The 26,502-nt window shown below is 74.1% G+C and carries 25 protein-coding genes; 15 read left to right on the top strand and 10 right to left on the bottom strand.

Going from position 1 to position 26,502, the window contains the following annotated elements; translation table 11 throughout:
- The first annotated feature begins 31 nt into the window (after positions 1 to 31).
- Positions 32 to 1,192, top strand: coding sequence for a YihY/virulence factor BrkB family protein (locus ACIQ9G_RS17040; protein ID WP_392194730.1), 1,161 nt, complete (start codon positions 32 to 34; stop codon positions 1,190 to 1,192).
- 193 nt (positions 1,193 to 1,385) lie between these two features.
- The gene (locus ACIQ9G_RS17035) at positions 1,386 to 2,111 is read left to right on the top strand and encodes a helix-turn-helix domain-containing protein (RefSeq protein ID WP_403610074.1); all 726 of its coding nucleotides are present in this window, start codon (positions 1,386 to 1,388) and stop codon (positions 2,109 to 2,111) included.
- Here the strand turns inward: ACIQ9G_RS17035 and ACIQ9G_RS17030 are convergent.
- The 3 genes from ACIQ9G_RS17030 to ACIQ9G_RS17020 form a co-directional block, all read right to left on the bottom strand.
- Complete coding sequence (locus ACIQ9G_RS17030; protein WP_403609674.1) at positions 2,091 to 2,495, bottom strand: VOC family protein; 405 nt, start codon at positions 2,493 to 2,495, stop codon at positions 2,091 to 2,093. The genes ACIQ9G_RS17035 and ACIQ9G_RS17030 overlap by 21 nt on opposite strands.
- Positions 2,496 to 2,553: 58 nt before the next feature.
- Positions 2,554 to 3,183 (bottom strand): VOC family protein, encoded by a 630-nt coding sequence (locus ACIQ9G_RS17025; RefSeq protein WP_403609671.1) that lies wholly within the window; start codon positions 3,181 to 3,183, stop codon positions 2,554 to 2,556.
- 130 nt (positions 3,184 to 3,313) lie between these two features.
- Positions 3,314 to 4,291, bottom strand: a complete 978-nt coding sequence (locus ACIQ9G_RS17020) for a hydroxyacid dehydrogenase (RefSeq protein ID WP_403610071.1) — start codon at positions 4,289 to 4,291, stop codon at positions 3,314 to 3,316.
- A gap of 380 nt (positions 4,292 to 4,671) precedes the next feature.
- Between ACIQ9G_RS17020 and ACIQ9G_RS17015 the strand changes: the two genes are divergently transcribed.
- Complete coding sequence (locus ACIQ9G_RS17015) at positions 4,672 to 6,252, top strand: carboxylesterase/lipase family protein (protein WP_403609668.1); 1,581 nt, start codon at positions 4,672 to 4,674, stop codon at positions 6,250 to 6,252.
- 756 nt (positions 6,253 to 7,008) lie between these two features.
- Here ACIQ9G_RS17015 and mmuM read toward each other — a convergent pair.
- From mmuM to ACIQ9G_RS17000, 3 genes are all read right to left on the bottom strand, one after another.
- Complete coding sequence (mmuM, locus tag ACIQ9G_RS17010) at positions 7,009 to 7,935, bottom strand: homocysteine S-methyltransferase (protein WP_403609666.1); 927 nt, start codon at positions 7,933 to 7,935, stop codon at positions 7,009 to 7,011.
- Between the two features lie 152 nt (positions 7,936 to 8,087).
- The gene (locus tag ACIQ9G_RS17005) at positions 8,088 to 8,978 is read right to left on the bottom strand and encodes an alpha/beta fold hydrolase (protein ID WP_403609663.1); all 891 of its coding nucleotides are present in this window, start codon (positions 8,976 to 8,978) and stop codon (positions 8,088 to 8,090) included.
- The gene (locus ACIQ9G_RS17000) at positions 8,975 to 9,556 is read right to left on the bottom strand and encodes a TetR/AcrR family transcriptional regulator (protein WP_403609660.1); all 582 of its coding nucleotides are present in this window, start codon (positions 9,554 to 9,556) and stop codon (positions 8,975 to 8,977) included. Before ACIQ9G_RS17000 ends, ACIQ9G_RS17005 begins: the two co-directional genes overlap by 4 nt.
- 661 nt (positions 9,557 to 10,217) lie before the next feature.
- Between ACIQ9G_RS17000 and ACIQ9G_RS16995 the strand changes: the two genes are divergently transcribed.
- The 9 genes from ACIQ9G_RS16995 to ACIQ9G_RS16955 all read left to right on the top strand — a co-directional run bounded on the left by ACIQ9G_RS16995 (position 10,218) and on the right by ACIQ9G_RS16955 (position 19,621).
- On the top strand, positions 10,218 to 11,423 hold the full coding sequence (locus tag ACIQ9G_RS16995) for an ATP-binding protein (protein ID WP_403609657.1): 1,206 nt from the start codon (positions 10,218 to 10,220) through the stop codon (positions 11,421 to 11,423).
- Complete coding sequence (locus ACIQ9G_RS16990; protein WP_403609655.1) at positions 11,420 to 11,821, top strand: roadblock/LC7 domain-containing protein; 402 nt, start codon at positions 11,420 to 11,422, stop codon at positions 11,819 to 11,821. The genes ACIQ9G_RS16995 and ACIQ9G_RS16990 overlap by 4 nt, the downstream gene beginning before the upstream one ends.
- Entirely contained in the window at positions 11,818 to 12,192 is a 375-nt protein-coding gene (locus tag ACIQ9G_RS16985) for a DUF742 domain-containing protein (RefSeq protein ID WP_403609653.1), read from the top strand. The genes ACIQ9G_RS16990 and ACIQ9G_RS16985 overlap by 4 nt, the downstream gene beginning before the upstream one ends.
- Positions 12,167 to 12,769 (top strand): ATP/GTP-binding protein, encoded by a 603-nt coding sequence (locus ACIQ9G_RS16980; RefSeq protein WP_356184525.1) that lies wholly within the window; start codon positions 12,167 to 12,169, stop codon positions 12,767 to 12,769. Before ACIQ9G_RS16985 ends, ACIQ9G_RS16980 begins: the two co-directional genes overlap by 26 nt.
- A gap of 98 nt (positions 12,770 to 12,867) precedes the next feature.
- Positions 12,868 to 14,169 carry a cytochrome P450 gene (locus ACIQ9G_RS16975; protein WP_403610068.1) on the top strand — a complete coding sequence of 434 codons (1,302 nt, stop codon included), beginning with the start codon at positions 12,868 to 12,870 and terminating at the stop codon, positions 14,167 to 14,169.
- A 102-nt stretch (positions 14,170 to 14,271) separates the two neighbouring features.
- Positions 14,272 to 15,537 carry a cytochrome P450 gene (locus tag ACIQ9G_RS16970; RefSeq protein ID WP_403609650.1) on the top strand — a complete coding sequence of 422 codons (1,266 nt, stop codon included), beginning with the start codon at positions 14,272 to 14,274 and terminating at the stop codon, positions 15,535 to 15,537.
- Entirely contained in the window at positions 15,534 to 16,334 is an 801-nt protein-coding gene (locus ACIQ9G_RS16965) for an enoyl-CoA hydratase/isomerase family protein (RefSeq protein ID WP_403609648.1), read from the top strand. The genes ACIQ9G_RS16970 and ACIQ9G_RS16965 overlap by 4 nt, the downstream gene beginning before the upstream one ends.
- A gap of 296 nt (positions 16,335 to 16,630) precedes the next feature.
- A complete protein-coding gene (locus ACIQ9G_RS16960; protein ID WP_403609646.1) occupies positions 16,631 to 17,953 on the top strand; it encodes a radical SAM protein in 1,323 nt (440 codons plus the stop codon).
- Between the two features lie 201 nt (positions 17,954 to 18,154).
- Entirely contained in the window at positions 18,155 to 19,621 is a 1,467-nt protein-coding gene (locus ACIQ9G_RS16955; RefSeq protein ID WP_403609644.1) for a cellulose binding domain-containing protein, read from the top strand.
- Between the two features lie 142 nt (positions 19,622 to 19,763).
- Here ACIQ9G_RS16955 and ACIQ9G_RS16950 read toward each other — a convergent pair whose 3' ends face one another.
- Positions 19,764 to 21,548 carry a DEAD/DEAH box helicase gene (locus ACIQ9G_RS16950; protein WP_403609641.1) on the bottom strand — a complete coding sequence of 595 codons (1,785 nt, stop codon included), beginning with the start codon at positions 21,546 to 21,548 and terminating at the stop codon, positions 19,764 to 19,766.
- An 87-nt stretch (positions 21,549 to 21,635) separates the two neighbouring features.
- Entirely contained in the window at positions 21,636 to 21,839 is a 204-nt protein-coding gene (locus ACIQ9G_RS16945) for a cold-shock protein (protein WP_023544341.1), read from the bottom strand.
- 436 nt (positions 21,840 to 22,275) lie between these two features.
- Here ACIQ9G_RS16945 and rsgA point away from each other — a divergent pair, with 436 nt between their 5' ends.
- From rsgA to ACIQ9G_RS16930, 3 genes are read left to right on the top strand one after another with little or no spacing between them, the layout of a single operon-like run.
- A complete protein-coding gene (gene rsgA / locus ACIQ9G_RS16940) occupies positions 22,276 to 23,385 on the top strand; it encodes a ribosome small subunit-dependent GTPase A (protein WP_403609638.1) in 1,110 nt (369 codons plus the stop codon).
- A gap of 31 nt (positions 23,386 to 23,416) precedes the next feature.
- Positions 23,417 to 24,868 carry a bifunctional transcriptional activator/DNA repair enzyme AdaA gene (locus ACIQ9G_RS16935; protein ID WP_403609636.1) on the top strand — a complete coding sequence of 484 codons (1,452 nt, stop codon included), beginning with the start codon at positions 23,417 to 23,419 and terminating at the stop codon, positions 24,866 to 24,868.
- 41 nt (positions 24,869 to 24,909) lie between these two features.
- Complete coding sequence (locus ACIQ9G_RS16930) at positions 24,910 to 25,428, top strand: methylated-DNA--[protein]-cysteine S-methyltransferase (RefSeq protein ID WP_403610065.1); 519 nt, start codon at positions 24,910 to 24,912, stop codon at positions 25,426 to 25,428.
- A gap of 74 nt (positions 25,429 to 25,502) precedes the next feature.
- On the opposite strand, the gene ACIQ9G_RS16925 is transcribed toward ACIQ9G_RS16930, so the two are convergent.
- Positions 25,503 to 25,871, bottom strand: coding sequence for a PPOX class F420-dependent oxidoreductase (locus tag ACIQ9G_RS16925; RefSeq protein WP_403609633.1), 369 nt, complete (start codon positions 25,869 to 25,871; stop codon positions 25,503 to 25,505).
- A gap of 107 nt (positions 25,872 to 25,978) precedes the next feature.
- The gene (locus tag ACIQ9G_RS16920) at positions 25,979 to 26,461 is read right to left on the bottom strand and encodes a DUF456 domain-containing protein (protein ID WP_403609631.1); all 483 of its coding nucleotides are present in this window, start codon (positions 26,459 to 26,461) and stop codon (positions 25,979 to 25,981) included.
- Positions 26,462 to 26,502 lie beyond the last annotated feature (41 nt).

The raw sequence follows: 26,502 nt of genomic DNA, 5'->3' as shown, positions 1-26,502 counted from the left end.
CCGCCGGACGGGACGGAGATACCTTTGGGTCGTGCAGCCAGCAAGCGAAACCCCCGACGGTCCCTCCGGCCGACTCCACCGGGCACGGGCCCTCTACCGGAACGTGTCCAAACGCAGGACCGCCTGGCTGCTGCTGAAGGACACCGTCAACTCGTGCATGGAGTACCGGATCCTCGGCCTCGCCGCCGAGGCCGCCTTCTTCTCCCTGCTCTCCGTACCGCCGCTGCTGCTCAGCCTGATCGCCCTGCTCTTCTACGTAGACGCCTGGACCGGCGCCGACACCATCGGCAGCCTGGAGCGCAACATCCTCGACGCCTCCCGCACGGTCCTGTCCGACCAGGGCGTCAAGGAGATCACCCAGCCGATCCTGCGCGACGTCATGAAGGGCGGCCGGCCCGACGTGATCTCGATCGGCTTCCTGCTCGCCCTGTGGTCGGGCTCCCGCGCGGTGAACGTCTTCATCGACACCATCACCGTGATGTACGGCCTCGACGGCGTCCGGGGCATCGTGAAGACCCGGATGCTGTCCTTCGGACTGTTCGTCGTGGCCCTGCTGGTCGGCTCGATCGCGCTGCCGCTGATGGTGGCGGGCCCGGACGCGGTGGTGCGGATCGTGCCGTGGTCGACGACCCTCGTGCAGATCCTGTACTGGCCCGTCGTGATCGTCCTGTCCATCGCCTTCCTGACCACGCTCTACCACGTCTCCGTTCCGGTGCGCTCCCCGTGGATCGAGGACGTGCCCGGCGCCCTGGTCGCCCTGGCCATGTGGGTGGTGTGCAGCTTCCTGCTGCGCATCTACCTCACCAGCACAGTCGAGGGCCCCACCATCTACGGCTCGCTGGCCGCGCCCGTCGCCGTGCTGCTGTGGATCGGGGTGTCCGCGTTCGCCGTGCTCGTCGGGGCGGCGGTGAACGCCGCCATCGACCGGGTCTGGCCGGCCGCCGCCACGGCCGCCGCCCGCGCCGCCAACGAGCGGGTCCGCGAGGCGCAGATCACCGAGTACGTCGCCCGCGCCGCCGCGGCCCGCGAGGCCGACCCCGACGACCCCGACATGCCGTCCGAGTTCCCGGAGCGCTGGTCCCGCTTCCTGCCCCCGGAGGACTTGTCGGCGCGGCTGCGCACCCATGTGAAGAGCACGCATGTGAAGAGCCCGCACAAGGACGACCCGGACGGGTCCGCGCACGGGAAGTGACGGGCGCGGATCGACCGAGGACCGGGGGTTCGCCGACGGCGGGGGTTCGCCGAGGGGCCGGGTTCGCCGGCTGGGCGGCGCCCGACGCCCACCGGGCCGGCCGGGGCCCCGGCCGGGACGGGGCAGGCCGGATGCCGTACGTCCGCCCCGCGGCGCCTCGGGCGCCGACGGACGTCCGCCTCCCCGGCGTAGCCTGGCGGGCGTGGCAGTGGAGGTCCTCGGGCAGGCGTCCGGATACGCGGAACGGCCGTCCCGGCTGGCCGGCGCGGTGGTGTGGACGAACGTTCCGGCCGCCGGGGCGCGGCCGGTGCTGCCCGACGGGTGCATGGACCTGCTGTGGAGCGAGGGACGGCTGCTCGTCGCCGGGCCGGACACGCGTGCCCACGACCCGGGGGACACCCCCGCGCGCTGGGTCGGCGTGCGGTTCTTCCCCGGCACGGCGCCCGCCCTCCTCGGCGTGCCCGCCCACGAGCTGCGCGACCGGCGCGTCGAGCTGGCCGACCTCTGGCCCGCCGCGGTCGTACGGCGGCTGCGCGGACGGATCGACGCGGCGCCCGACCCCGCGGCCGCGCTCGAAGAGGTGGCCCTGTGGCGCGCCGCCGAGGCGGACCCGCCCGACCCGCTGACGGCGCGGATCGTCGCCGCCCTGGACGCGGGCCGCCCGGTCGCCGCGACCGCCGACGAACTCGGCCTCGGCGTACGCCAGTTGCACCGCCGATCGCGCGACGCCTTCGGCTACGGCCCCAAGACGCTGGCCCGCGTGCTGCGCCTGCAACGGGTTCTGGCCTCGGCCCGCGCCGGAGTGCCCCTCGCGGAGACGGCGCTCCGGGCCGGGTTCGCGGACCAGGCCCATCTGGCCCGCGACGTCAGGGGGCTGGCGGGGATGCCGCTCGGGCGGCTACTGGGCGCCCGCGGGTAGCGCGGCGAACAGGTCGACGCCGTTGCCGTCCGGGTCGTGCACCACCGCGTAGCGCATCCCCCAGAAGGCGTCCCACGGCCTCAGCTCCCCGTGGTACCCGGCGCCGACCAGCTCCTCGTACACGGCGTCCACGTCGGCGGGCGTGTCGCACCGGAACGCCAGGGAGATCCGCCCGCCACCGGCCGGCGGCCGCCAGGCGGGGTGGAAGGAGCGGACGGTGTCCTCGGTGTCCAGGGCGAGCGTCGCGCCGCCGGGCAGCGCGGCCTCGACGTGCGGCTGTTCCTCGGCCCCCTCGGGGAAGACGAGTCCGAGCCTGCGGTAGAAGGCCAGGGAGGCCGCCAGGTCGGAGGCGACCAGGCCGATCACGGCGAATCGTGGAGTCATGGCGCCACCGTAGGCACCTCCGTCGCCGCCGGTCTTGAAGGAATCGGGCACGGACCGTTCAGCCGAAGGTCACCGGCCCCCGCGGAGTGTCCACCGTGAAGGAGAACCCGGCCGGGCCCTCCGCGATTCGCAGCCCGGCGTCCACGGCGGACAGCGGCGCGCGCAACTCCTCCGGGTCGGGGGCGGTGGCGGACAGTTCGAGCAGCGGAGTGACGGGCAGTCCCGAGGCGGTCGGATGGGTGGAGGGACTCCAGTCGATGAGGAAGGGCACCAGGCCGGAGGGATGTCCGGCGCCGTCGGTCAGCCGCCACCGCAGCAGGACGCCGTCGGGGCGGCGCCGGCTCATCTCCCGTACCTCGCCCGGGTCGTAGCCCCGGCTCCGGGCGCGGGCGACCGCGGCGTCCAGGTCGGGCGGGCTGATCGCCCAGGTGATCGTCCGAGCCGAGGCGAGCCCGTTCACCCCGAAGGGGCGCGGGCCCGGCGGCACGGGCTGCTCGGGGTCCGGACCAATGATCTCCAGATAGCGGGAACCGCCCAGGCAGACCAGGTGGTTGCGGGTGCCGAGCCCGACATGGACGCCGCCGGCCGCGGGGGTCACACCGGTACGCCGGGTGAACTCGGCGACGGTGGCCGCCAGATCGGGGGTCGCGAGGACCAGGTGGTCCAGCGTCGCGGGAATGGCGTTCATCCCGGCTCAGGCTACGCGGCCCCGGCCCGTTCGGCGCCGGGAACGGCGCACCGGCGGAGGGCGACCGAGGCCGCAACGGCCGGTAGGCGTACGTCCGTCAGGCGGTCCCGCGTTTCCGCCCGGGCCCGGCTCAGGCGATCCGGGCCAGATCGGCGCGGCGCACCGCGCAGGCCGGCGGCAGGCCCGCCGCCAGGCGTTCCAGCTCCTCGGTGACGGCCCGCCCGAGACGCTCCAGCTCGTTGCCGAGCGAGCCGGCGATGTGCGGGGTGAGGAAGACGTTCGGCAGGGTGTGGAGCGGGGAGCCCGCGGGCAGCGGCTCGGGCTCGGTGACGTCCAGGATCGCCCGCAGACGGCCGGAGACCAGCTCGTCGGTGAGGGCGTCCTGGTCGACGAGCGCGCCCCGGCCCGTGTTGACCAGGACGCCGCCGTCCGGGATCAGCGCGAGCCGTGCCCGGTCGAGCAGCCGGCGGGTCTCGGGCAGGTCGGGAGCGTGCAGGCTGACGATGTCGCTGCGGCGCAGCAGGTCCTCCAGCGGCAGCGGCTCGGCGCCCAGCGCGGCGGCTTCGGCGGCGTCCACCCAGGGGTCGTGGAGCAGCACCTCGAAGTCGTGCGGCCGCAGCAGCTCCAGCAGGCGGCGGCCCACCCGCGAGGCTCCGACGATCCCGATCCGGCGGCCGGCGTTGCCGAGGCCGGCCGTCTCGGCGGCCGAGGGGTGCGCGTGGGTCGCGCGGTAGCGCTCGCGCAGGGCGAAGGCGTCCTTCCCGGCGAGCAGGATCATCGCGAGCGTGTACTCCGCGACCGGCACCGCGTTGGCCGCCGCGGCACTGGAGACGGCGATCCCGCGCTCCCACACGGCCTCGCCGATCAGGGGGCGGACGGAGCCCGCGGCATGGAGGACCGCCCGCAGCCGGGGCGCCGCGTTCAGCGCGTCCTCCCCGATACGCGGGCAGCCCCAGCCGGTGATCAGCACCTCGGCGCCGGCGAGCGCCGGCGCGGCGGCGGGGTCGGCGAAGTTCCGCACGACGAGCGCGGGATCGAGCCGCGCCGAACGCCGCAACCGGGCCATGAGAGGGGGCGGGAAGAGCCGGGGGAGGTGCACCGGATCCATGGCGAGGACGGCCCTGAGCAGACGGTCCTTCGGCGGCCGATCCCTGGGCGGCCGGCCGCCGGCCACCTGGTCGCCGGCTGTCTGGTCGCTGGGCGCATGGTCGCCGGCCACCTGGTCGCTGGGCGCCTGGTCGCTGGGCATGACTCTCCTGAGGCCGTGGGGGGCGGGGGGTGGAGCGGTTGGGAGGCGCTTTCCGGCGGCGCCCGTCGACCGTAGGGGCCGCCTCCCGGGAGGGGCAATGGCCCGGTGGCCGTTCCGTGGTCCCCGTACTCCGAACGGCGGTGCTCATGACGCCGCGCACGGGAACAGCGGGGGACGATGGAGTGCTCTGACGGTACGGGGTGCAGCGAGCGCGGCACGGCGAAGGGCTGGTGGGGCGTATGACGGCAGGCCGGACGGATCCCGTGGTCAGGACGCCGTACGGGGCGGTGCGCGGCAGGTACGAGCGCGACGTGGCGGTGTTCCGGGGCATCCCGTACGCCGCGCCGCCGATCGGCCCCCGCCGGTTCCGGCCACCCGTGCCGCCCGAGCCCTGGGACGGTGTGCGCGACGCCGGCTCCTTCGGCCCGACCGCGCCGAAACCGCCGTACTCGGCCGCCTTCGCCCCGTACCTGTCCGACCCGGACGTCCCGGGTGACGACTGCCTCAACCTCAACGTCTGGACGCCGCGGCCGGATCCGGGCGCGCGGCTGCCCGTCATGGTGTGGCTGCACGGCGGCGCGCTGACCCGCGGCTCCTCGGCCGTGCCCGTGTACGACGGGCACGCCTTCGCCCGGGACGGCGTCGTCCTGGTCTCGGTCAACTACCGCCTGGGCGTGGAGGGTTTCGGCCTCTTCCCGGACGCGCCCGCCAACCCGGGCCTGCGCGACCAGCTCGCCGCGCTCGTCTGGGTGCACGAGTCGATCGAGGCCTTCGGCGGCGACCCCGGCCGGGTCACCCTCTTCGGCCAGTCCGCCGGGGCGATCAGCATCGGCGCGCTGATCGCCGCCCCGCAGGCCCGGGGCCTCGTCCGGCGGGCCGTCCTGCAGAGCGGCCCGCCTGAGGCCTCCGACCGCGACAAGGTGCGGCGGATGGTGCGCCGCATGGCGGCCCGGCTGAAGGTCCCCGCCACGGCCGAGGCCTTCGCCGCCGTCGACCGCGACCTGCTGCTGCGCACCCAGGCCGATGTCGGCCGGCTGAGCAGCCCCGTGCTCGGCGGGCCCGCGTTCGGCGTGGTCACCGACGGCGACCTCGTCCCCGGCGACCCGCTGGCCGCGCTGACGGAGGGCGGGGCGGCCGGCGGTGTCGAGCTGCTCCTGGGCTGGACCCGGGACGAGTACCGGCTGTGGCTGGTGCCGGGCGGCCTGCTGGAGCGCGTCGACCGGCTCGGCGCGGTCGCCCTGGCCGGGGCCATGGCCCGCTGCCACTGCGGGCACGAGGTGGTCCGCGGCTACCGCGCCCTGCATCCGGGAGCGGGCACCGCCGAGATCGTCGGCCAGATGGTCACCGACCACCTGCTGCGCCGCCCGCTGCACCGCCTGGCCGACGCCCGCCCCGGCTCCTGCCACGTGTACGAGTTCGCCTGGCCCTCGCTGCGGCCCGGCCTCGGCGCCTGCCACGCCCTGGAGCTCGGCTTCGTCTTCGACACCGGCCACGTCCCGGAGTCCCGCAGACTCGCCGGCGAGGGCGCCCCGCAGGAACTGGCCGACGCGATGCACGCCGCCTGGGTGCGGTTCGCCGCCGAGGGCGACCCGGGCTGGGAGGCGTGGGACGCGGCCCACCCGGTACGGATCTTCGGCGACGGCCAGCCGTACACGGCCCTGGGGCCCCGCGACGCGGAACTCGCCCTGTGGACGGCGGGCGCCCCCGCCGGTGAGACCCCACCCGCCCCCGCCCCGCCGGCCACCACCCCGGCCCGAACGGCGGAACTCCGCGCGGTCGTACGACGCCTCAGACGCTCGGGCGGCGTTGGCAAACCCTGAGCCGGCCTCCCGGACGGGCTTCCCGCCGGGCCGGCGCCTTGGCCGGCCTCGCGGGACGGCTTCCCGTCGGGCTGGTGTCCTTGCCGGGCTTGCGGCCCCCTGGCCTTGTGCCCGTGCCGGGCTTGCGGCCCCCTGGCCTTGTGCCCGTGCCGGGCTTGCGGCCCCCTGGCCTTGTGCCCGTGCCGGGCTTGCGGCCCCGGCCCTGCATTGGACCGGTGGCCCGGATCCGGCCGGGAGCCGCGGGGACGCTCCTTCGCCGGGCCTGTGTCCCGGCTCCGCTCGGGACTCGTAGGCCTGGTCCTCCGCCGGACCGGCGCCCGCTCCCCGCCCGGCGCGTGCCCCGGCCTCTGCCAGGTCCGGGGCTCCTTCGCCGGGCTCGGGTCGGTCCTGTGCCGAGGGCGTGGGCCGCTGCGCCGGCCGCCCGAGGGCGCAGGCCCCGGGCGGGGTCTGTGGGCCCGGGCCCTCTGCCAGGCCGGAGGCTCCCTCCACCGGGGCCGGAGTCTTGTGCCCTTCGCCGGGCAGAGCCCCCTCGGCCGGGTCCGGGCGTGGTCCGGTGCCGTGGTGCGTGCGGGCCGCGGCGCTGGTCGCGCGACGGCAGGGCCCGAGCGGGCTCCGTGGGCCCCGGCCCGCGGCCAGGCGGGCGGCTTCCTCCTCTGGGGCCCAAGGCCCGTGCCCACTGCCGGCGGCGCGAGCTCCCTCCGCCAGCTCCGGAGCCTGGCCCTCCGCCAGGTCCGAGGCCCCCCGGCAGGCCCGGATTCAGCTCTCCGCCAAAGTCCGGGCCACCTCGCTGATCGCGTGGGGGCCCACTCGGCAGCAGCCGCCGATCAGGCGGGCCCCGGACGCGCGCCAGGCCCGTACCTGTGCGGGGGTGAAGGTGGCGCGCCCCTGCCAGGCGCGGGCCTCGGCGTTCCAGGTCTCGCCGCTGTTGGGGTAGACGACGACCGGCTTGCCGGTGACACGGGCGGCCGTCGCCACCGCGGCGTCCGCGTCGCGCGGGGCGCAGCAGTTCACGCCGACCGCGATCACCTCGTCCCTCCCGGCGGCCAGGGCGAACGCCTCGCGCAGCGGCTGCCCGGCCCGGGTGCGGTCGCCCGCGACGGTGTACGACAGCCAGACCGGCACCCCCAGCCCGCGCACCGCCCGCAGCAGCGCCTCGGCCTCGTCGGTGTCCGGGACCGTCTCCAGCGCGAGCACGTCGGGCCGGGCGGCGGCCAGCACCTCCAGCCGGGGCCGGTGGAAGCGCTCCAGCTCCGCGACCGTGAGCCCGTAGCGGCCCCGGTACTCCGAGCCGTCCGCGAGCATCGCCCCGTACGGTCCGGCCGACGCCGCCGTCCACAGCGGCCGGCGCACGCCACGCGCTCGTGCCCGTCGCGCCGCCTCCCGCGCCGACTCCACGCTCAGCGCCATGAGTTCGGCGGCCCGCTCACGGCCGATCCCGCGCTTGGCGAACCCTTCGAACGTGGCCTGGTAACTGGCCGTGATCGCCACGTCCGCGCCCGCCTCGAAGTACGCGAGGTGCGCCTCGGTGACGGCCTCCGGCCGCTCGTCGAGCAGCCGCGCCGACCACAGCTCGTCGCCCAGATCGTGCCCGGCCGCCTCCAGCTGGTTCGACAGTCCGCCGTCGAGGACGACGGTCCCGGCGGCGAGCGCCTCGGCGAGGGTGGGGGAGGTGTCGCTGGTCATGTCACGACGCTAACGGACGGGCCGGCGCGGGACCGGGCGCGCGGAGCCGGGCGTCCGGAGCCCGGTGTCCCGGGGCCGGCCACGCGGCGCGTCGCGTCCGCCGCGAGCCGCCTCGGCCCTTCCCGGCGCTGGTGTCCCGGGCCGCCCGACGCTCAGGTGTCCAGCACCTGTTCGAGCCGCAGTGCGAACGCCTCCGGATGCTCGACCGCTCCCAGGTGCCCTCCGGGGAACTCGGCGAAGGTCCCCCCGGTCCGCTCGGCGAGACGCGCGGCGGTCCGGTGCAGCAGCAGCCCGCGCGAGCCGGCCCCGGAGGCCGCCGTCAGCCGTGTGCCCGCGCGGTCCGTGCCCGGCGCGCGCGACGCGGACGGAACGTGTGACGACCCCGGAGCGGGTGGCGCGTCCGCCACGGACGACGACTCCGCGACGGACGACGACTCCGCGACGGACGGCCCGGACGGAACGTACGACGTGAACGGGACGAGCACATGGGCCAGGAAGACCGCCATCGGCGAGGACAGCTCCTCGGCCCGGGACAGCGGCTGCCCCGCCCCGGCCTCCACCGCACTGGGCTCCCGTCCCTCGAGCACGTCGGTGAGCCGTGCCCCGGCGGCCCGAGGGCCCGCCGTGCGGTAGGCGGCGTACACCTGCCGGAACCGTTCGTCCTGCCGGGCCCCGTCCGGCAGGACGGCCACGCACGGCGCCTCGTGGGCGACGACGTGCCGCAGCCGGCCGGGATGCCGGGCCAGCAGGTCGAGGGCCGCGATGCCGCCCGAGCTGGTGCCGAGCACGAAGGCGCGCTCGCCCCGCGGCAGCACCGCGTCGAGCACCCGCCGCGCCCCCTCGCTCCACCGCTCGACCCGCTGGTCCGCGACGGGATGCCCGAGGCGTCCGTGGGCGAGGCCGAGCGGGTCGTACGTCACCACGGTGAACCGCCGGGCCAGGCCCTCCGTCAGGCCCTCCAGCCCCATCGGGTGGCCGGCCCCGCCCGGCAGGACGAGCAGCACGGGGCCGGTGCCCCGAACGTCGTAGAACAGGTCGGTCATCGGGTCTCCTCCTCGCGGGGCCAGTGCGTCAGGGCCGTGTGCAACGCGTCGACCGCCTTCGCCCAGGACGCCGCCACGTCCCGGGGGGCGCCGAAGCCGCCGGCCGCCTCCAGCAGGCAGTAGCCGTGGAACGTGCTGCGCAACAGCCGTACCGCGTCGGTGAGATCGGGCTCGGGCAGGCCGTAGCCGCGCAACATGCCGTAAGTGATCTCGGCGGTGCCCTTGAGCTGGGGCGAGGTGGCGGCCAGGGACTGGTCCACGCGGATCTGCGTCGCCGCGTACCGCCCGGGATGTGCGAGCGCGTACGCCCGGTAGGCGTCGGCGAAGGCGCCCAGCGCGTCCCGGCCGGCCCGCCCGGCCACGGCGGCGGCTATCCGGTCGACCAGCTCGCCGCCGGCCAGCAGCGCGACCCGGGTCCGCAGCTCCCGCAGGTTCCTGACGTGCGAGTACAGGCTGGCGTCCTTGACGCCGAACCGCCGCGCCAGCGCCGAGACGGTGACGTTCTCGAAACCCGCCTCGTCGGCGAGATCGGCCGCCGCCGCGACGAGACGTTCGACGGTGAGTCCGACACGGACCACGGCTGCCCCCTGTCCAGCCGTCCAGTGCTCACCTAGAGGCCCTAGGAATGAGCCTAGCAGTCCTAGCTCGAGGGTTACCCTGAACCTTCGCGCCAACTGGTCCATATTTGAACATTGTTGAGAAAACCGTTCACCTTTTTCCGTGAACGGCTGTCCCCGCTACGTGCGTTACACTCGAGACCGAGCCGACCGCCGGGAACTCCCGGCAATCGGCCGTGCGTTGGTGGTCCAAGGAAAGACGTCCCGCTTCCTGCGGGGAGATGCAGGTGCAAGGCCTGCCCGGCGCTCGACACCGAGCCCCGGTCCGCGTTGTGCGGGCCGGGGCTCGTGCGTTGCGGGGCCGCGGGACCGTGTCCGCCGGATGGCCGTACGGCTCTGTCCGCATGGCGCGCGGGGGGGGGCCTCGGTGTGTGGTTTTTGTGATGGTCCACAATTCCCATACGCCGCAGGCCCGTTGGGCATATGCGGCTGATAAGATCATTCCACTTTTCGGTAGGCTGACGGCGTGTCATGAACGCGTACGGGGGACAGTCTCGAAGGCCCCATCGCTAAGGAGTGATTTCTGGTCCGCCTGTAGGTCCGCGGCCGTTCGGGGCCTGGCTCCGCCGTCCGCACCGTTGGGCTGCCCGCTCCCGGCGCGATGCGACTTGAAGAGAGTCTCATGACGTCATTGATCCAGGATCCACTGCTGTGGATCTTGCTTGTGGTGCTCGCCGCTGCGGTCGTCGCAGTGCTGCGCGCCCGGAGAACCAACATGGCGCTCCGAAGAACGAAGAACGACCTGGAGACCGGACTGGGCCGCGCCCACGCCGAACTCGGCCAGGCGCGGACGCACATGGCCGCGCTCGGCACCCGGCACGAACTCGACCTCGCGGACGTCCGGGCCGACGCGGAGTCGTCGACCAAGGCGGTGCTGAAGTCCGCCATGGGCACCCTGCAGTCCCTCGCCGAGGAACAGCAGGTCCTGCTGGACAACCTGCTCAAGAAGTACGGTGACGACACCGAGGTCCTGGCCGACCTGATGTCGGTCGACCACACCGGCAGCCAGTTCGGCCGCCGGGCCAAGGGCATCTCGGTGCTGTGCGGCGGCTGGCTGGGCCGGCGCGACGGCGCCGCCACCGTCTACGACGTCGCCCGCAGCGCCCAGGGCAGGATCAAGGACTTCGACCGGGTCGGCGTCCACTCGCAGGTCAGCGTCTCCATCACCAGCAAGGCCGTGGAACCGGTCGCGGTCGTCCTGGCCGAACTGCTGGACAACGCGACGACCTACAGCGCCCCCGGAACCCCGGTCGAGGTCAACATCCAGGCCGTCCCCACGGGCGTGTGCTTCATCGTGGACGACGCCGGCCTCGGCATGGACCAGGAGACCAAGGACCGGGCGCAGGTCCTGCTGTCCGCCGACGGCCCGGTCGACATCACCGGTCTCGGCGACCCGCCCCGCTTCGGCTTCGCCGTGTGCGGGATGCTCGCCGCCCGGTACGGCTTCGCCGTCTCCGTCGGCTCGGTGTCCCCGTACGGCGGCGTGCGTGCAGTGATCCGCGTGCCCGAAACTCTCCTCGCCGCCGGAGGTCCCGCGCCCGTGGCCGAAGCTCAGGAACCCGCCGGCCAGGAGCCCGCCCCGCAGCGACTGGCACCGGTCCCGGTGGGCCCCTCTCACGTGGTGGGCACCACCTCCGGTGGTCTGCCCAAGCGCCGGCGCCGCCAGGGAGCCATCTCGGTGGTACCCGCGCCCGTCACCGCGGCCTCCGCCGACGACCCGGCGGACGAGCCGGACAGCGAGGTGACGGCCTCGCGGCTCGGCGCCTTCGCGCGCGGAACACAGCTCGGGCGGACCTCGAACACCACGGAAGGACCTGACCACCAGTGAACACCGACCTGTCGTGGGTGCTGAACGACGTGCTCGAGGTACGTGGAGCCCGCCACGCGGTCCTCGTCTCGGGCGACGGCCTGCTGCTGCAGCGCTCGGACGACATCACGCGCGACGACGCGGAGACGAACGCCGCGGCGATGAGCTCCATGCAGTCGCTCAGCCGCGCCGTCGCCGGGTTCGTCGGTGCCGGGCACGGCGTCTGGAAGCAGACGCTGCTGGAGTACGACGGCGGCTGGATCTTCCTGATCGCCGCGGGCCAGGGCGCCTACCTGGCCGTCTCGACCGCTCTTGACGTCGACATGGAGGCGGTGTCCTTCCGGATGCAGAAGACGGTGGCTGCCCTGAGCAAGGCGATGAGTGTGGGGCCCCGCTCGGACAACGGTGCCGGCGCATGACGACGCCCCGCGAGGAAGCGTCCGTCACCAGCGACTTCGTTCGCTCCTACGTCATCACCGGCGGCCGGAGCCTGCCGGCCTCCGATGACCTTGCCCTGCACACCCTGGTCACCCTGGCTCCCGAGCGGACCCTTCCGCTGGGGGCCGGCCCCGAGGTGCGGGCGATCTGGGACCTGTGCGCGGGCGGCTACCTGTCGGTCGCCGAAGTGGCCGGCCACCTGGGCCTGCCGGTAGGGGTGGCAAGGCTGCTGCTGACCGATTTATTCGAGCAGGGGCACCTCTTGCGCCGCACCGAGCCGCCCCGGGCCCAGAACGTTGACAGAGCGATCCTCGAGAAGGTTCTCCATGGACTCCACTCCTTCATCGGCTGAGACGGCCGCTGGATCCATCTACGTCTCCAGTGCGGTGACCAACGCCGCCAAGATCCTGGTCGTAGGGCATTTCGCCGTGGGCAAGACGACCTTCATCGGCTCGCTGTCGGAGATCACCCCGCTGCGCACCGAGGAGAAGATGACGCAGGCGTCCGTCCACGTGGACGACCTGCGCGGCGTCACGGACAAGAAGACCACCACCGTCGCTCTGGACTTCGGCCGGCTGACGCTCAGCGACGAACTGGTCCTGTACCTGTTCGGCACGCCCGGACAGCAGCGCTTCATGCAGCTGTGGGAGGACATGGCGCGCGGGGCGCTGGGAGCGCTGCTCCTGGTGGACCCCGCCCGGCTGGAGGAGACCTTCCCCGTCATCGACCTCGTCGAGGGCTACGGGCTCGAGTACGCCATCGCCGTCAACACCTTCGACCCGGACAAGGTGTACGAGGAGGCGGAGGTGCGCGAGGCTCTCGACCTGCTCCCCGACACCCCCGTCGTCTACTGCGACGCCCGCGACCGGAAGTCCTCCGGAGGGGCGCTGATCGCGCTGGTCCGCCACCTGCTCGCTCGCGCAGCCTGACACGCTCACTCCCCGCCCGGGCCCTGGGGGCCCGGTGCCAGCAAAGGAATCCCATGGACCGTCAGACAGTCCCCGCCCCCGCGGGCGGCAGATGCCCCATGCACGACGCCACGTTCGCCGCCGACCCGCAGGCGGTCTACGACCGGCTGCGCGCCCACGCCCCGGCCGGCCCGGTCGAACTCGCCCCCGGCGTGGACGCCACCCTGGTCGTCGGCCACGAGACGGCGCTGCGCGTCCTGCAGAACTCCACGCTCTTCGCCCGGGACGCCCGCCGTTGGAAGGCCCTCAACGAGGGACGCGTCAGCCTGGACAGCCCGGTGCTGCCGATGATGGCGTACCGGCCCAACTGCCTGTTCACGGACGGGGCCGTGCACCTCAGGCTGCGCAAGGCCGTCACCGACAGCCTCGCCAAGCTCAACATCACCCGCATCCGCCGGGACGTCGAGCCGATCGCCGACTACCTCATCGACCAGTTCAGCGAGCGGGGGCGCGCGGACCTCCTCAACGACTACGCCAAGCTGCTGCCGCTGCTGCTCTTCAACAAGATCTTCGGCTGCCCGGCGGACATCGGTGACACCCTGACCAGCTCCATATCGGCGCTGTTCGACCTCAAGGACGTCATGCGCGCCAACGAGGAGCTCACCGCCTGCCTCATGGAGCTCATCGCCCTCAAGCGCCGCCGGCCGGGCGACGACGTCACCTCCTGGCTCATCCAGCACCCGGCCGGTCTCACCGACGAGGAGCTCAAGGACCAGCTCGTCATGCTGATGGGCGCCGGTGTCGAACCCGAGCGCAACCTGATCGGCAACGCCCTGCTCCTGCTCCTGGCGCCGGGCACGGCGGGCCGCGACAGCGGCATGCTGATCGAGGAGGCGCTCGACCACGTCCTGTGGAACCAGACGCCGATCGCCAACTACGCCACCCACTACCCGGTGCAGGACGTCGACCTGGGCGGCCATGTCGCGGAGGCCAACACCCCGGTCGTCATCAGCTTCGCCGCCGCCAACAGCGACCCGGCGCTGACCGAGGCCCGCCGCACCCACAGCAAGGGCGCCCACCTGGCCTGGGGCGCCGGCCCGCACGCCTGCCCGGCCAAGGATCCCGCGCGGGTCATCGCGATCACCGCGCTCGAAAGGCTCCTCAACGCCCTGCCCGACATGATGCTGGCCGTACCCGAGGAGCAACTCCAGTGGCGTCCGGGCCCGTTCCACCGGGCCCTGGTCGCGCTGCCGGTCGCCTTCAGCCCGGCGCCGGCCACCCGGATGACGTCCGCGCTGCGAAACGGTACGGCGTCCGCGGGGGAGCAGCCGCTGCCCACCGCCCCCGCCGCGACAGCCCCTCAGCAGCCCGCGCGGCGCAAGGGTTTCTGGAGCAACTTCCTGGATATTTTCCGGGTTTGATGCACGGCATGTGACGGGAGCAACACACAGTGGCGCATGGCGGAGGAGAGGGGAAGGGTAGATTCCGGCGGTAACGGTAGCGTCCAGCCGAAGGAGCCATGCGTGACCGCCGTTGGCGAGATACGCGGTACCACGATCGACCGCCGATCCGTCATTTCCCTCCTCCGTCGGCTGCGTTCCGACGAGGGGCAGGCCAACCCCCTCCCGCTCTGGGCCGAGTTGCGTGCCCTGGGTGACGTCGTGCCCGCCCCCTGGGGCGGCTATCTGGTGACCGGATTCGAGGCGTGCAGCCAGGTCCTGCGCGGCCGGAACTGGCTGGTGCCGGACTTCGCCTGGCAGCAACGCCATCCCGACAACCAGCGCTGGCAGGCCGTGGCCACACGCGAGATGACACGAACGCTGCCCCGCCTCAACGGGACCGCTCACACGTGTCAGCGGCGGGCGCTGGGCAACCCCTTCGACCGCCGGACGCTCGAAGCCCTCGGGCCCCTGATCGCCGCCCAGGCCTCGCCGCTCCTGGACGACCTGGAGGACCGGCTGCGCACCCAGGGCGAGGCCGACTTCGTCCGCACGGTCAGCGAGTGGCTGCCGGTGCGCACCACCGGTCAGTGGCTGGACATCCCGGCCGAGCACCACGCGTACATGCTCGACTTCACCCACCGTCAGGTGTACGCCCAGGAGTTGCTGCCCACCAAGAGCGAGCTGGCGATCTCGGCCGTGGCCACCCTGGAGATGCGGTCCTTCTTCACCGAGCTCGTCCGGCAGCGTCGCGCGCACCCCGGCGAGGACGCCCTCACCGGCTGGATCCACTACTTCGACGCCCTGTACCCCGACGACCGCGCGACCGCGGACCGGGAGCTGTACGACCTGACCATGTTCGTCGCCATGGCCTCCCTGGAGACCACCGCGACCCTGCTGACCAGCGCCGTGTGGCTCATCACTCAGGACCCGGCCACGCTCGAGCGGCTGCGCCGCCACCCCGAGCACGTCGACGACGCGGTCGAGGAGGTGATGCGGTACGACCCGCCCGTGCACCTCAACACCCGTGTCGCCGCCGACGACACGGTCCTCGCCGGGGTCCCCATCGCCCGGGACGCCATGGTCCACGTCCTGTACGGCGCCGCGAACCACGACCCGCGCCGCAACGAGGACCCGCACGTCTTCGACGTCCTGCGCAACGGCAGCCACCTGACCTTCGGCGGCGGCGCCCACTACTGTCTCGGAGCGGCCCTCGCCCGCCTTGAGGTCAAGGTGCTGTTGACCCTGCTGCTGGAACGCTTCCCCACGCTCCGGCCCACCGCGCCACCCACCTACGCGGCCGGCCGGATGGTCTTCCGACGGATCACCTCCCTGAAAGTGACGACATGACCCCCCGGCCCCTCGGCACGCTCCCGGCACTCCCGGAAGACCGCATACTCAAGACCCTGCGCACCTACCGGCAGGGTCCCGTCCTCACCGTCGAACTCCACGTCCCCGAGCAGGGCAACGTCGTCACCGACGCCATGCTGGACGACCTCCTGGAGGTCCTCCACGAGCAGGACCCGGCGGTGCGGGTGGTCGTCCTCGCCGGCGCCGGCGACGACTTCAGCCTCGGCGGGGACCGCGGCGAGTTCGCCCAGCACCTCACCCACGACCCCAGCGCCGGCGGTGTCCGGGTGTCCGGCGCCAAGGCGCGCCGCGTGTGCGACGCGCTCGGCGAGAATCCCGCCGTCACCATCGCCCGCCTGCACGGCAGGGTCGTGGGAGCGGGCTTCGCCCTGGCGCTCGCCTGCGACCTGCGGGTCGCGGCCGACGACGCGACGTTCCGGTTGCCCGAGCTCGCCCTGGGGCTGCCCTCCGCATGGGGCGGTGTGCTGCCCCGCCTGGTCAGCGAGGCCGGTGCCGCCCGCGCGCGTGAACTGGTCCTCACCGGGCGTTCGTTCACCGCTCAGGAGGCCGTGCACCTGTCGGTGCTGCAGAAGGCCGTCCCGGCCCATGAGCTGGACGCGGCGGTCGCCGCCTGGGCCGGACCCGTCGCCCGTCGCCCGGCCGCGGCGCTGCGCGTCACCAAGACGCTGTTCCACTCGCTGTCCGCGGCGACCCGCATGGCCGACGTCTCCGCCCTGGACGCGGAGCTGATGGCGGCGGTGGTGTCGGAGCTGCACCACGCCCGCGCGGCCGACTGACCGCCGCCCGCCCGGGGCCGGGACCGCCCGCCGCCCTGCCCCCTCTCGGGGAGCCGAGCGGGCGGCCTCGGACGCCGAGCAGCCCCCGTGGCCGAACCGCCGGGTCGGGCATCCCGGGCACTGGATGCAGGGCGCCCTCGGTGGGCACGGTCCACGGAAGGGGGACAGCGCCCCGGGGCCGGCCCGCCGGGCGGTGCGGGGCCGGTCGGGCGGCCCCGGGGGGACCCGGCAGGCCGGACGCTCGGGCGGGGGCATACCGTGAGGAGTCGTACGTCCGAGCCAGGAGGAGAGACGGGATGGGCAGCCGCACCGCGCTGGTCGAGGATCTGATGGAGCGCTTCCCGCACGTGCCGCGGGAGGCCGTCTTCAAGGAGGACCTGCTCAGGGGCGGTGTGGCCTTCGACCCGTCCGCCCTGAGCGACAACGACGACGGGGACGTCAAGCCGAAGTCGTACTTCATCTTCTCCTTCGACCACGGCACCCTGCCCGAGCTGGGCGAGGCCGCGCTGCGCCGCCCGCCGGAGGAGATCATCCTCACCGGCGGCCCCTACGACCTGCGGCGCACCGTCGTCTCCGTGCGGGTCAATCCGGCCTCCCCGTACCGGGTGGCCGCCGACGGGGAGGGCCTGCTCGGGCTCTACCTCGACGGCAAGCGGATCGCCGACGTGGGCGTCCCGCCCATGCCCGAGTACTACCGGCACACCCTGTCCAACGGGAAGTCGGTGATGGAGGTCGCCCCGACCATCCAGTGGGGCTACCTGATCTACCTCACCGTCTTCCGCGTCTGCCAGTACTTCGGCGCCAAGGAGGAGTGCCAGTACTGCGACATCAACCACAACTGGCGCCAGCACAAGGCCGCCGGACGCCCCTACACCGGCGTCAAGGACGTGGACGAGGTCCTGGAGGCGCTGGAGATCATCGACCGGTACGACACCCAGAAGGCGTCCACCGCCTACACCCTGACCGGCGGCGCGATCACCAAGACGGTCGGCGGCCGCGACGAGGCCGACTTCTACGGCCGGTACGCCAAGGCCATCGAGGAGCGCTTCCCCGGCCGCTGGATCGGCAAGGTCGTCGCCCAGGCGCTGCCCAAGGACGACGTACAGCGTTTCAAGGACTACGGCGTGCAGATCTACCACCCCAACTACGAGGTGTGGGACCGCCGCCTGTTCGAGCTGTACTGCCCCGGCAAGGAGCGCTACGTCGGCCGGGACGAGTGGCACCGCCGCATCCTGGACTCCGCCGAGGTGTTCGGCGCGCGCAACGTCATCCCCAACTTCGTCGCGGGCGTGGAGATGGCCGAGCCCTTCGGCTTCACAAGCGTCGACGAGGCCATCGCCTCCACCACCGAGGGCCTGCGCTTCTTCATGTCGCACGGCATCACGCCCCGGTTCACCACCTGGTGCCCGGAGCCGACGACACCGCTGGGCAAGGCCAATCCGCAGGGCGCGCCGCTGGAGTACCACATCCGGCTGCTGGAGGCCTACCGCGCCACGATGGACGACTTCGGCCTGTCCTCGCCCCCCGGCTACGGCCCGCCCGGACCCGGCCGCGCGGTGTTCTCCGTCAGCTCCTTCATGGACAGTCTCCCGGCGCAGGAGTCGACGAAGGTGGTGTAGGTTTCCCGCCACCGTGAGTCGGGCGCTCCGTTCGTCCGTACTACGGAGCGGAGTTGAGGGGCACCGTCCGCGTGACGCACATCTGAATACGACGCTTGTCAGTCGCGCCGCCGACGTGAAAGGCTCGGGCCTCTTCCGCAAGGCTCCCCAACTCCGTTGTGAACAGTGCGAGTTGGTCTCGACCGTGGATGCAGGAGACCCATGCCCGACCTGCCGAGCTCCAAGGACGCCACCGAGGCAGCGCTGTTCGCCGAGTGCTGGGACGCGGTGCTCTCCTACGCGGACCTGTGCACGGCCGGCTCCTCCGCGGCGCGGCAACTGGCCACCGAAGCCTTCGCGCTGGGCATGCGCGAGGTCCGCGCCGCCGGCGCCGGCCCCTCCCCGGGACGCCGGCTTCCGGCGATGCCGCTGCTGCTGAGCGCGGTGCGCGCCACCGCCGCGTCCTGGGAGTCCGGCGGCCTCGGCCACAAGCTCGACCCCGACCTGCGGCTGTGGCTCGGCTCCGGCAAGGCCGCCCGCCACACCGGCCCGCCGCTGCACCGCCCGCTCGCGCTGCGGGGCCTGCGCGACCTGCAGGAGTCGGACGCGGCGCTGCTGTGGCTCGCCGAGGTGGAGGCACTGCCGCTGCCCGTCGTGGCCCGCCGGCTCGGCCTCGACCCGCGGACCGCGGCCGACGAACTCGACCAGGTCCGGTCCCTGTTCCGGGACCGCTGCCACCGCGCCCATCTCGACACCCCGATGGACGCGCAGTGCCGCAGCTACGCCCGGCTGCTGGACGCGGTCACCCGCTCGCCCGCCGCCGAGGCGCCCGGCGACCTCTCCCGGCACCTCGCCACCTGCGTCGAGTGCGCCGAGGCCGCCGCCTGCCTCCGGGTACATGGCGGAGGGCTGCCCGCGGCCCTCGTCGGCGGGGTGATCGGCTGGGGCGGCCTCGCCTACCTCGAACGCCGCCGGGCCGCCGAGACGCGGCCGGGCGCCCGGACCCCCACGCCCCGGGACGCCGGGACCGGGGAGCCGCACGAGGCCGCGGCCCGGGCCAAGGTGGTGCGGGGCGGGCTGCTCGCCGCGGCGGTGCTGCTGTCGGCGCTGGCGCTGGCCGTGTCGATGATGCCGTTCGGCGGCTCCGCGCCCGTCACCGCGCGCGGTGACGACGACCGCCGGCCGGTCGCCGACCCCGGCCTCTCGCTGCCGTCCCCGAGCCCTACGCCGTCCGCCTCCGCCACCCCCACGCACGGCCCGTCGGCGAGCCGCACCGGAACCAGGTCCCGCCCGGGAAACCCCGACCCGGAGCCCCAGGGCACGACCGCCTCCACCGCGGGCGGCGGCCCCTCCGGCCCGGCGCCGGGCGAGCCGGCCGGCTGCCGCGTCCACTACGACGTCGTCAACCAGTGGCCCGACGGCTTCGAGGCCGCCGTCACCGTCACCACCGCCCGCGCCCTCGACGCCTGGCGCGTGGCCTGGACCTACCGCGACGGCCAGCGGGTCGGCCAGATGTGGGACGCGACCGCCGCCCAGGACGGCTCCCGCGTCACCGCCACCGCCGCCGACTACAACCGGTCAGTCCCCGCGCACGGCCGGCTCTCCTTCGGCTTCATCGCGTCCTGGCAGGACGAGAACTCCCCACCGGACGACTTCACGCTCAACGGGCACGCCTGCGCGATCGCGTGAGCACCGGCCGCCTCCGCCTGCTCCGCCCCGCCCCCTGCGGCGGGGGCGAGGCATGGGCGGACGCGTTCGCCGCGACCAGGACCGCCCGGCCGGGCAGCGGCGCTTCGGTGGACCCGGCCGGGGCAGAACCCCGGCACCGACGCTACGCCGCGTCCCGCTTCCCGTTCTTGCTGCCCGGGGTCCGGCCGTGAGGTGATCCACCGCCCGAGGTGCGGCGGCCGCCCCGGCGGTCGCCGGTGCCGGCAGCGCCGCCCGCGGCTCCGCCGGACGCCGCTCCTCGGCGGGATCCGAGGGCGGTCTTGCCGGTACCGGCGCCGTTCCCCGCGCCGTTCGCCGCCCCGGCCGCGGCCCGGCGGCCGGAACCGCGGCCGTCCGCGCCGGTGGCACCCGTGGCCCCGGCGGCTCCCGCCCGCCGGGCGGAACCGCGCCCGCCGGTCGCGGACGCGGCACCTGCCGCCGCCGTCCCGGCCGCGGCCCGGCGGTCCGCACCTCGGCCACCACCCGTCCCGGTGGCACCGCCTGCCGCCGCTCCGGGCCCGCCGCCGTTGCGGGACCGGCGGCCGGACCGCCCGCCGCGCTCGGCGCCGCCCTTCCGGTCCGGACGGGACGCCGCCGGTGTCGCCGGCTGGGGGATCTCGATGATGACGGGCACGCCGGAGGGTTCGCGGGCGCCCGTGATGGTGGCCAGTTCCACGTCGCTCGACTTGACGCGGGCCGTCCTGGGGCGGATGCCCGCGTCCGACATGAGCCGGGTGACGTCCCGCTTCTGCTCGGGCAGGACCAGCGTGACCACGCTGCCGGAGCCGCCGGCGCGGGCCGTGCGTCCACCCCGGTGGAGGTAGTCCTTGTGGTCGGCGGGGGGATCGACGTTCACGACGAGGTCGAGGTCGTCGATGTGTATGCCCCGGGCGGCCACGTTCGTCGCCACCAGCGCGGTGACCTGGCCGTTCTTGAACTGGTCCAGCGTGCGGTTGCGCTGCGGCTGGGAGCGGCCCCCGTGCAGGGCCGCCGCGCGGACACCGACGGCCAGGAGCCGCTTGGTGAGCCGGTCGGCCGACCTCTTGGTGTCGAGGAAGAGGATGACCCGGCCGTCACGGGCCGCGATGCGCGTGGTGACCGCCTTCTTGTCGGTCTCGTCCTGCACGTGGAGCACGTGGTGCTCCATGGTGGCGACCGCCCCCGCGGCGGGGTCCACCGAGTGCACCACGGGATCGGTCAGGAACCGCTGCACCAGACGGTCGATGTTGCGGTCCAGGGTGGCCGAGAAGAGCATGCGCTGTCCGTCGGGACGCACTTGCTGGATCAGCTTGGTGATCTGCGGCAGGAAGCCCATGTCGGTCATCTGGTCGGCTTCGTCCAGCACCGTGATGCGTACGCCGCCGAGCACGCAGTCCCCGCGTTCCACGAGGTCGTTGAGCCGGCCGGGAGTCGCCACGAGCACCTCGGCGCCGCGCCGGAGCGCACCGGCCTGCTTGGTGATGGACAGCCCGCCGACCACGGTGGCCAGCCGGAGGTTCACCGCCGTCGCGTACGGGGTCAGTGCGTCCGTCACCTGCTGGGCGAGTTCACGGGTGGGCACCAGCACGAGGGCGAGGGGCGCCTTGGGCTCCGCGCGCAGTCCGGCCGTACGGGCCAGGAGCGCGAGCCCGAACGCCAGCGTCTTGCCGGAGCCGGTGCGTCCCCGTCCCAGCAGGTCACGGCCGGCGAGCGAGTTGGGGAGCGTGGCGGCCTGGATGGGGAAGGGCGCGGTGACGCCCTGCGCGGTGAGGGTCTTCAGCAGCCCCGCGGGCATGTCCAGACCGGCGAAGTCCTCGACGGCGGGAAGCGCGGGTGTCGTGCTTTCCGGCAGCCGGAATTCCCTGGACGGCGACGCGGACGGTGGGGGTGACGAGGCGCGCCGGTTCGGCTTCTGCGGCCTGCGGGACATGCGGTTCTCTGCCTTCCTGGAAACAGCGCAAACCGGGGTCCGCACCATGGCGGTGCGGACCCCGGTGAGCGGATACGCGTCCGGCGATCAGGCGGGGACGATGTTCTCCGCCTGCGGGCCCTTCTGGCCCTGCGTGACGTCGAAGGAGACCCGCTGGCCCTCCTGGAGCTCACGGAAGCCCTGGGTGGCGATGTTCGAGTAGTGGGCGAACACGTCCGGGCCGCCGCCGTCCTGCTGGATGAAGCCGAAACCCTTTTCGGCGTTGAACCACTTCACGGTTCCCTGTGCCATGACCTTCTCCGTTCTGTAGGCAGAGGCCCCATCCGGAGATGCCGGTAAAAAACTAATGCGCCTGAAGGAGAAACATTCCCGTCAGGCGCACATAGGTTCATGGGTACCACAACTGCAACTCGTAGATCGTAGCACAGCTCGGCGTCCCATGGTGGATCCTTCGAGGCGGCGCCGCCGGGGTCTCACAGTCCGGAGCCCGCCAAAAAACGGTGGCACCCGGCGGAGGGCCCCTCTAGGGTGAGGACCGCTTCTCGCGGCGGCCGTCGGCTGCCGCTGTCGGCCGTGCGAGGAAGAGGAGGTGTGACCGATGACTGTCTCTGTGACGGGCGCTGCCCGCGACCAGCAGTTCACTCACTCCACCTCCGTGGCCTCCGGCTGACCTTTCCCATCGCGCGGACTCGCGCGGCGCCGGGGCCGCCCTTGTGAAGGGTTCCCGTTGCATCTCTCCTCTCCTTCGGCTTCCTCGGTTCCGTCGCACCCCCTCGCCGTGTACGGCTGGGACGCGGGCTGGGAAGCGGAGTTCGCCGCCCATGCCGAGCAGGGCCTCCTGCCCGGCCGTGTCGTACGGGTCGACCGTGGCCTCTGCGACGTCGTCACCCCGGCGGGCGACGTCCGCGCCGACACCGAGTTCGTCGTCCCCCGCGACCCGATGAAGGTCGTGTGCACGGGGGACTGGGTCGCCCTCGACCCCGAAGGTGGCGACCCGCGGTACGTACGGACGTTGCTGCCGCGCCGTACCGCCTTCGTGCGCTCCACCTCCTCCAAGCGGTCCGAGGGGCAGATCCTCGCCGCCAACGTCGACCACGCGCTCGTCGCCGTGTCGCTGGCCGTCGACCTCGGCCGCGTCGAACGCTTCCTCGCCCTGGCCTGGGAGTCCGGGGCGCAGCCGCTGGTCGTGCTGACCAAGGCCGATCTCGTACCGGACCCGGTGGGGCTGGCGTACCTCGTCCAGGACGTGGAGACCGCGGCGCCCGGCGTGCCGGTGCTGCCGGTCAGCGCCACGACCGGGACCGGGCTCGACGCCGTGGCCGCCGTGGTCTCCGGTGGCACGTCGGTGCTGCTCGGGCAGTCCGGCACGGGCAAGTCGACCCTCGCCAACGTGCTGCTCGGCGAGGACGTCATGCGCGTCCACGCCGCGCGGGACGTCGACGGCAAGGGCCGGCACACGACCACCACCCGCAACCTGCTCGCCCTGCCGGGCGGCGGCGTGCTGATCGACACCCCCGGACTGCGGGGCGTCGGCCTGTGGGACGCCGAGAGCGGGGTGGGCCAGGTGTTCTCCGAGATCGAGGAACTGGCCGAACGGTGCCGCTTCCACGACTGCGCGCACGCCGGGGAGCCCGGCTGCGCCGTGCTGGCCGCCATCGACGCCGGTGACCTGCCGGAGCGGCGGCTGGAGAGCTACCGCAAGCTCATGCGGGAGAACCAGCGGATCGTCGCCAAGACCGACGCCCGGCTGCGCGCCGAGATCCGGCGCGACTGGAAGCGCCGGGGCGCCGAGGGCCGCGCGGCGATGGAGGCGAAGCGGGGGAGGTGGCGCGCCTAGCTCTCCCGTCCTCGGTACGTCCCTCAGCGCCATGTCCGATATCCGCCAGCGGTGCCCCCTCCGGGGGCGGACACTGGACCCTGTGAGAGACGAGGACAGCAGGTACGAGGCGGTGCGCAGCCGGGACGGCAGGTTCGACGGCGAGTTCTTCTTCGCCGTCGTGACGACCGGGATCTACTGCCGTCCCAGCTGCCCGGCCGTCACGCCGCGGCGGCCCAACGTGCGCTTCTTCGCCACGGCCGCCGCCGCGCAGGCCGCGGGCTTCCGCGCCTGCCGGCGGTGCCGCCCGGACGCGGTCCCCGGCTCCGCCGCGTGGAACGTGCGGGCCGACGCCGTGGGCCGGGCGATGCGGCTGATCGGCGACGGCGTGATCGACCGGGAGGGCGTCGCCGGGCTCGCCGCACGACTGGGCTACAGCGCCCGGCAGGTGCAGCGGCAGCTCACCGCCGAGCTCGGCGCCGGTCCCGTCGCGCTCGCCCGCGCCCAGCGGGCGCACACCGCGCGCGTCCTGCTGCAGACCACCGATCTGCCGGTCACCCGGATCGCCTTCGCCGCCGGGTTCGCCAGCGTGCGCCAGTTCAACGACACCGTCCGGGCCGTGTACGCGGCCACTCCCAGCGAACTGCGCGCCGCCGCGCCCCGCACCGGGGGCAGGCGCACCGCCGCACCCACCACCGGAATCCCGCTGCGCCTCGCCCACCGCGGTTCCCACCGGTCCGGCCCCGTCTTCGACCTGCTGGAGCGGGAGGCCGTGGCCGGGGTCGAGGAGGTGAGCGGCGTCCCGGGCGCACGGACGTACCGGCGCACCCTCCGCCTGCCGTACGGCACCGGAATCGCCGCGGTCGACGAGCGGCCCGGAACTCCGAGGGCCGCCGGCGGCGCCCGTCCGGGCGGCTGGCTGGAGGCCCGTCTGCACCTGACCGACCCGCGCGACCTGACGACCGCCGTACAGCGGCTGCGCCGCCTGTTCGACCTCGACGCCGACCCGTACGCCGTCGACGAGCGGCTCGCCGCCGACCCGCGGCTGGCCCCGTTGGTCGCCGCCAGGCCGGGCCTGCGGTCGCCCGGCGCCGTCGATCCGGAGGAGAGCGCGATACGGGCGCTGGTGCGACCGGCCGAGGCCGCGGAGCTGGTCCGGCGGTGCGGCAAAGCCCTGGACGCTCCCAGCGGCTCCCTCACCCACCTCTTCCCCGAGCCGGGCGCCCTCGCCGAGGCCGAGCCGGGGGGCACCCTGGGTGCCCTGGCGGCCGGCCTCGCCGACGGGACCGTACGCCTGGACGCGGGCGCCGACCGGGACGAGGCGCACCGGGCCCTGCTCGCCGTGCCGGGCCTGGACGCCGCCACGGCCGCGGCCGTCCGTACGCGCGCCCTCGGCGACCCCGACGTGGCCCCGCCCGGCGTGACCGCCCCCGACAGCTGGCGCCCCTGGCGCTCCTACGCCGTACAGCACCTGCGTGAGGCAGGGGAGTTGGAGATCCGATGAACACGCCCCCGAACATGGCGAGCAGCGACATGGCACCGAACATGACGAGCAGTGACACGACCTACTGGACGCGGACCGACAGCCCCCTCGGCCCGTTGCTCCTCACCGCCGACCGGGCCGGGGCCCTGACCTCGCTGTCCGTGCCCGGCCAGAAGGGCGGCCGCGAGATCGCGGACACCTGGCGGCACGACCCCGGCCCCTTCCGCGCGGCCGAGGAGCAGCTCGCGGCCTACTTCGCCGGTGAACTCAAGGAGTTCCGGCTGCCGTTGCGCACCCACGGCACCGCGTTCCGGGAGCGGGTCTGGGCCGCCCTCGACACCGTCCCCTACGGCGCCACCACGACATACGGCGAGATCGCCGCCCGTATCGGGGCCTCCCGCGCGGCCGTGCGGGCCGTGGGCGGAGCCATCGGCGCCAACCCCCTCCTCGTGCTGCGCCCCTGCCACCGGGTGATCGGTGCGGACGGCACCCTGACCGGCTACGCGGGCGGCCTGGAGCGGAAGGTGCGGCTGCTCACCCTGGAGGAGGCGCTGCCCACCGGCCCCTCCCGGCCGCTCTGACGGCCGAGGCCGGCTCGTCGACGACGGTGCGGCCCCGGCCTGGACCCGCCGGATCTCGGCGCCTGCCTCCCGGCTCAGTCCTCCAGCCCCCAGCTGTGGATCCGCCGCGGATGGAGGCGGATCACCTCCTCGCTGAAGTGCGGGCCCAACTCGTGTGGTCCCACCAGGAGTTCGGCCTCGCCGCGGATGTCGACGCCGCGGACCCGCCATGGGTCGAGGCCGGCGATGTCGTCCACCACCAGCGCGGCCTTCGGGTTGTGCCGCAGGTTGCGCCACTTCTTGGTACGGCCCATCGCGTGGCCGCCGATCAGGATGGTCCCGTCGTCCTGCGGGAAGAAGCCGACGGGGTTCGCCTGCGGCTGCCCCTGCGGGTCCACGGTGGCCAGCCGCCCCAGCCGCTGCGTCCTCAGGTACGCCCGCTCTGCCTCGGTGAAGTCGGTCATGACACCAGCGAAGCACTTCCATGCCCCTCGGCGCAGCGGATCCTCGGCCCAGGGCCGCGGACCCAGCGGGGGAGGGCTGGGCCGGGCGGGTGGTTCCCGAGCCGGGGTCAGCCCCAGGCGACGGCGCCCAGCCAGGCCGCCGCGATCAGCAGGCAGGTGAACAGCTCCACCAGTACGCCGGTCCCGCCCGACCGCATCACCGTGCCCAGTGCCGCCATCGCCTCCCGGTGCCGGCCCAGCCGCAGCCGCTCGTGCAGGTAGACACCGCCCAGGAATCCGGGGATCGCGCCGAGCACGGGGGCGAGGACGAAGCCGGCGAGGGCCCCGGCACCGGTGTACACGGCCATGCGCGGGGTGGCGCCGCTCTCCCGCAGCCGGCGGGGCGGCAGGGCCCAGCGCACCACCTGGGAGAGGAGGAGCGCGGCGGTGGCGCCCACCAGGACCCCCCAGGCCACCGGTTGAGGATCCGTCAGCGCCCACCACAGGACCGCGGCCCACACCAGCCACGACCCCGGCACCCCGGGCACCAGAACTCCGCACAGGCCGGCCAGGAGAACCAGGCCGACCAGCAGGAGCTCCCACACTCCCATCTGCCCAGAGTGCCGGAGCACCCGAATCCCCGCAGGCCAGC

Origin of the sequence: Streptomyces sp. NPDC096152, from assembly GCF_044763235.1 — a bacterium.
Taxonomy (GTDB): Bacteria; Actinomycetota; Actinomycetes; order Streptomycetales; family Streptomycetaceae; genus Streptomyces.
The sequence above is the reverse complement of the archived record's forward strand: the minus strand, read 5'-3'. Positions and strand labels throughout refer to the sequence as shown.

Bases quoted from the DNA above. Each gene is read 5' to 3' on its own strand.
- ACIQ9G_RS17030 (WP_403609674.1), bottom strand. From the start codon at position 2,495: ATGACTCCACGATTCGCCGTGATCGGCCTGGTCGCCTCCGACCTGGCG.
- ACIQ9G_RS17025 (WP_403609671.1), bottom strand. From the start codon at position 3,183: ATGAACGCCATTCCCGCGACGCTGGACCACCTGGTCCTCGCGACCCCC.
- ACIQ9G_RS17020 (WP_403610071.1), bottom strand. From the start codon at position 4,291: ATGGATCCGGTGCACCTCCCCCGGCTCTTCCCGCCCCCTCTCATGGCC.
- ACIQ9G_RS17015 (WP_403609668.1), top strand. From the start codon at position 4,672: ATGACGGCAGGCCGGACGGATCCCGTGGTCAGGACGCCGTACGGGGCG.
- mmuM (WP_403609666.1), bottom strand. From the start codon at position 7,935: ATGACCAGCGACACCTCCCCCACCCTCGCCGAGGCGCTCGCCGCCGGG.
- ACIQ9G_RS17005 (WP_403609663.1), bottom strand. From the start codon at position 8,978: ATGACCGACCTGTTCTACGACGTTCGGGGCACCGGCCCCGTGCTGCTC.
- ACIQ9G_RS16995 (WP_403609657.1), top strand. From the start codon at position 10,218: ATGACGTCATTGATCCAGGATCCACTGCTGTGGATCTTGCTTGTGGTG.
- ACIQ9G_RS16985 (WP_403609653.1), top strand. From the start codon at position 11,818: ATGACGACGCCCCGCGAGGAAGCGTCCGTCACCAGCGACTTCGTTCGC.
- ACIQ9G_RS16980 (WP_356184525.1), top strand. From the start codon at position 12,167: ATGGACTCCACTCCTTCATCGGCTGAGACGGCCGCTGGATCCATCTAC.
- ACIQ9G_RS16975 (WP_403610068.1), top strand. From the start codon at position 12,868: ATGCACGACGCCACGTTCGCCGCCGACCCGCAGGCGGTCTACGACCGG.
- ACIQ9G_RS16965 (WP_403609648.1), top strand. From the start codon at position 15,534: ATGACCCCCCGGCCCCTCGGCACGCTCCCGGCACTCCCGGAAGACCGC.
- ACIQ9G_RS16960 (WP_403609646.1), top strand. From the start codon at position 16,631: ATGGGCAGCCGCACCGCGCTGGTCGAGGATCTGATGGAGCGCTTCCCG.
- ACIQ9G_RS16955 (WP_403609644.1), top strand. From the start codon at position 18,155: ATGCCCGACCTGCCGAGCTCCAAGGACGCCACCGAGGCAGCGCTGTTC.
- ACIQ9G_RS16950 (WP_403609641.1), bottom strand. From the start codon at position 21,548: ATGTCCCGCAGGCCGCAGAAGCCGAACCGGCGCGCCTCGTCACCCCCA.
- ACIQ9G_RS16945 (WP_023544341.1), bottom strand. From the start codon at position 21,839: ATGGCACAGGGAACCGTGAAGTGGTTCAACGCCGAAAAGGGTTTCGGC.
- ACIQ9G_RS16935 (WP_403609636.1), top strand. From the start codon at position 23,417: ATGTCCGATATCCGCCAGCGGTGCCCCCTCCGGGGGCGGACACTGGAC.
- ACIQ9G_RS16930 (WP_403610065.1), top strand. From the start codon at position 24,910: ATGACGAGCAGTGACACGACCTACTGGACGCGGACCGACAGCCCCCTC.
- ACIQ9G_RS16925 (WP_403609633.1), bottom strand. From the start codon at position 25,871: ATGACCGACTTCACCGAGGCAGAGCGGGCGTACCTGAGGACGCAGCGG.
- ACIQ9G_RS16920 (WP_403609631.1), bottom strand. From the start codon at position 26,461: ATGGGAGTGTGGGAGCTCCTGCTGGTCGGCCTGGTTCTCCTGGCCGGC.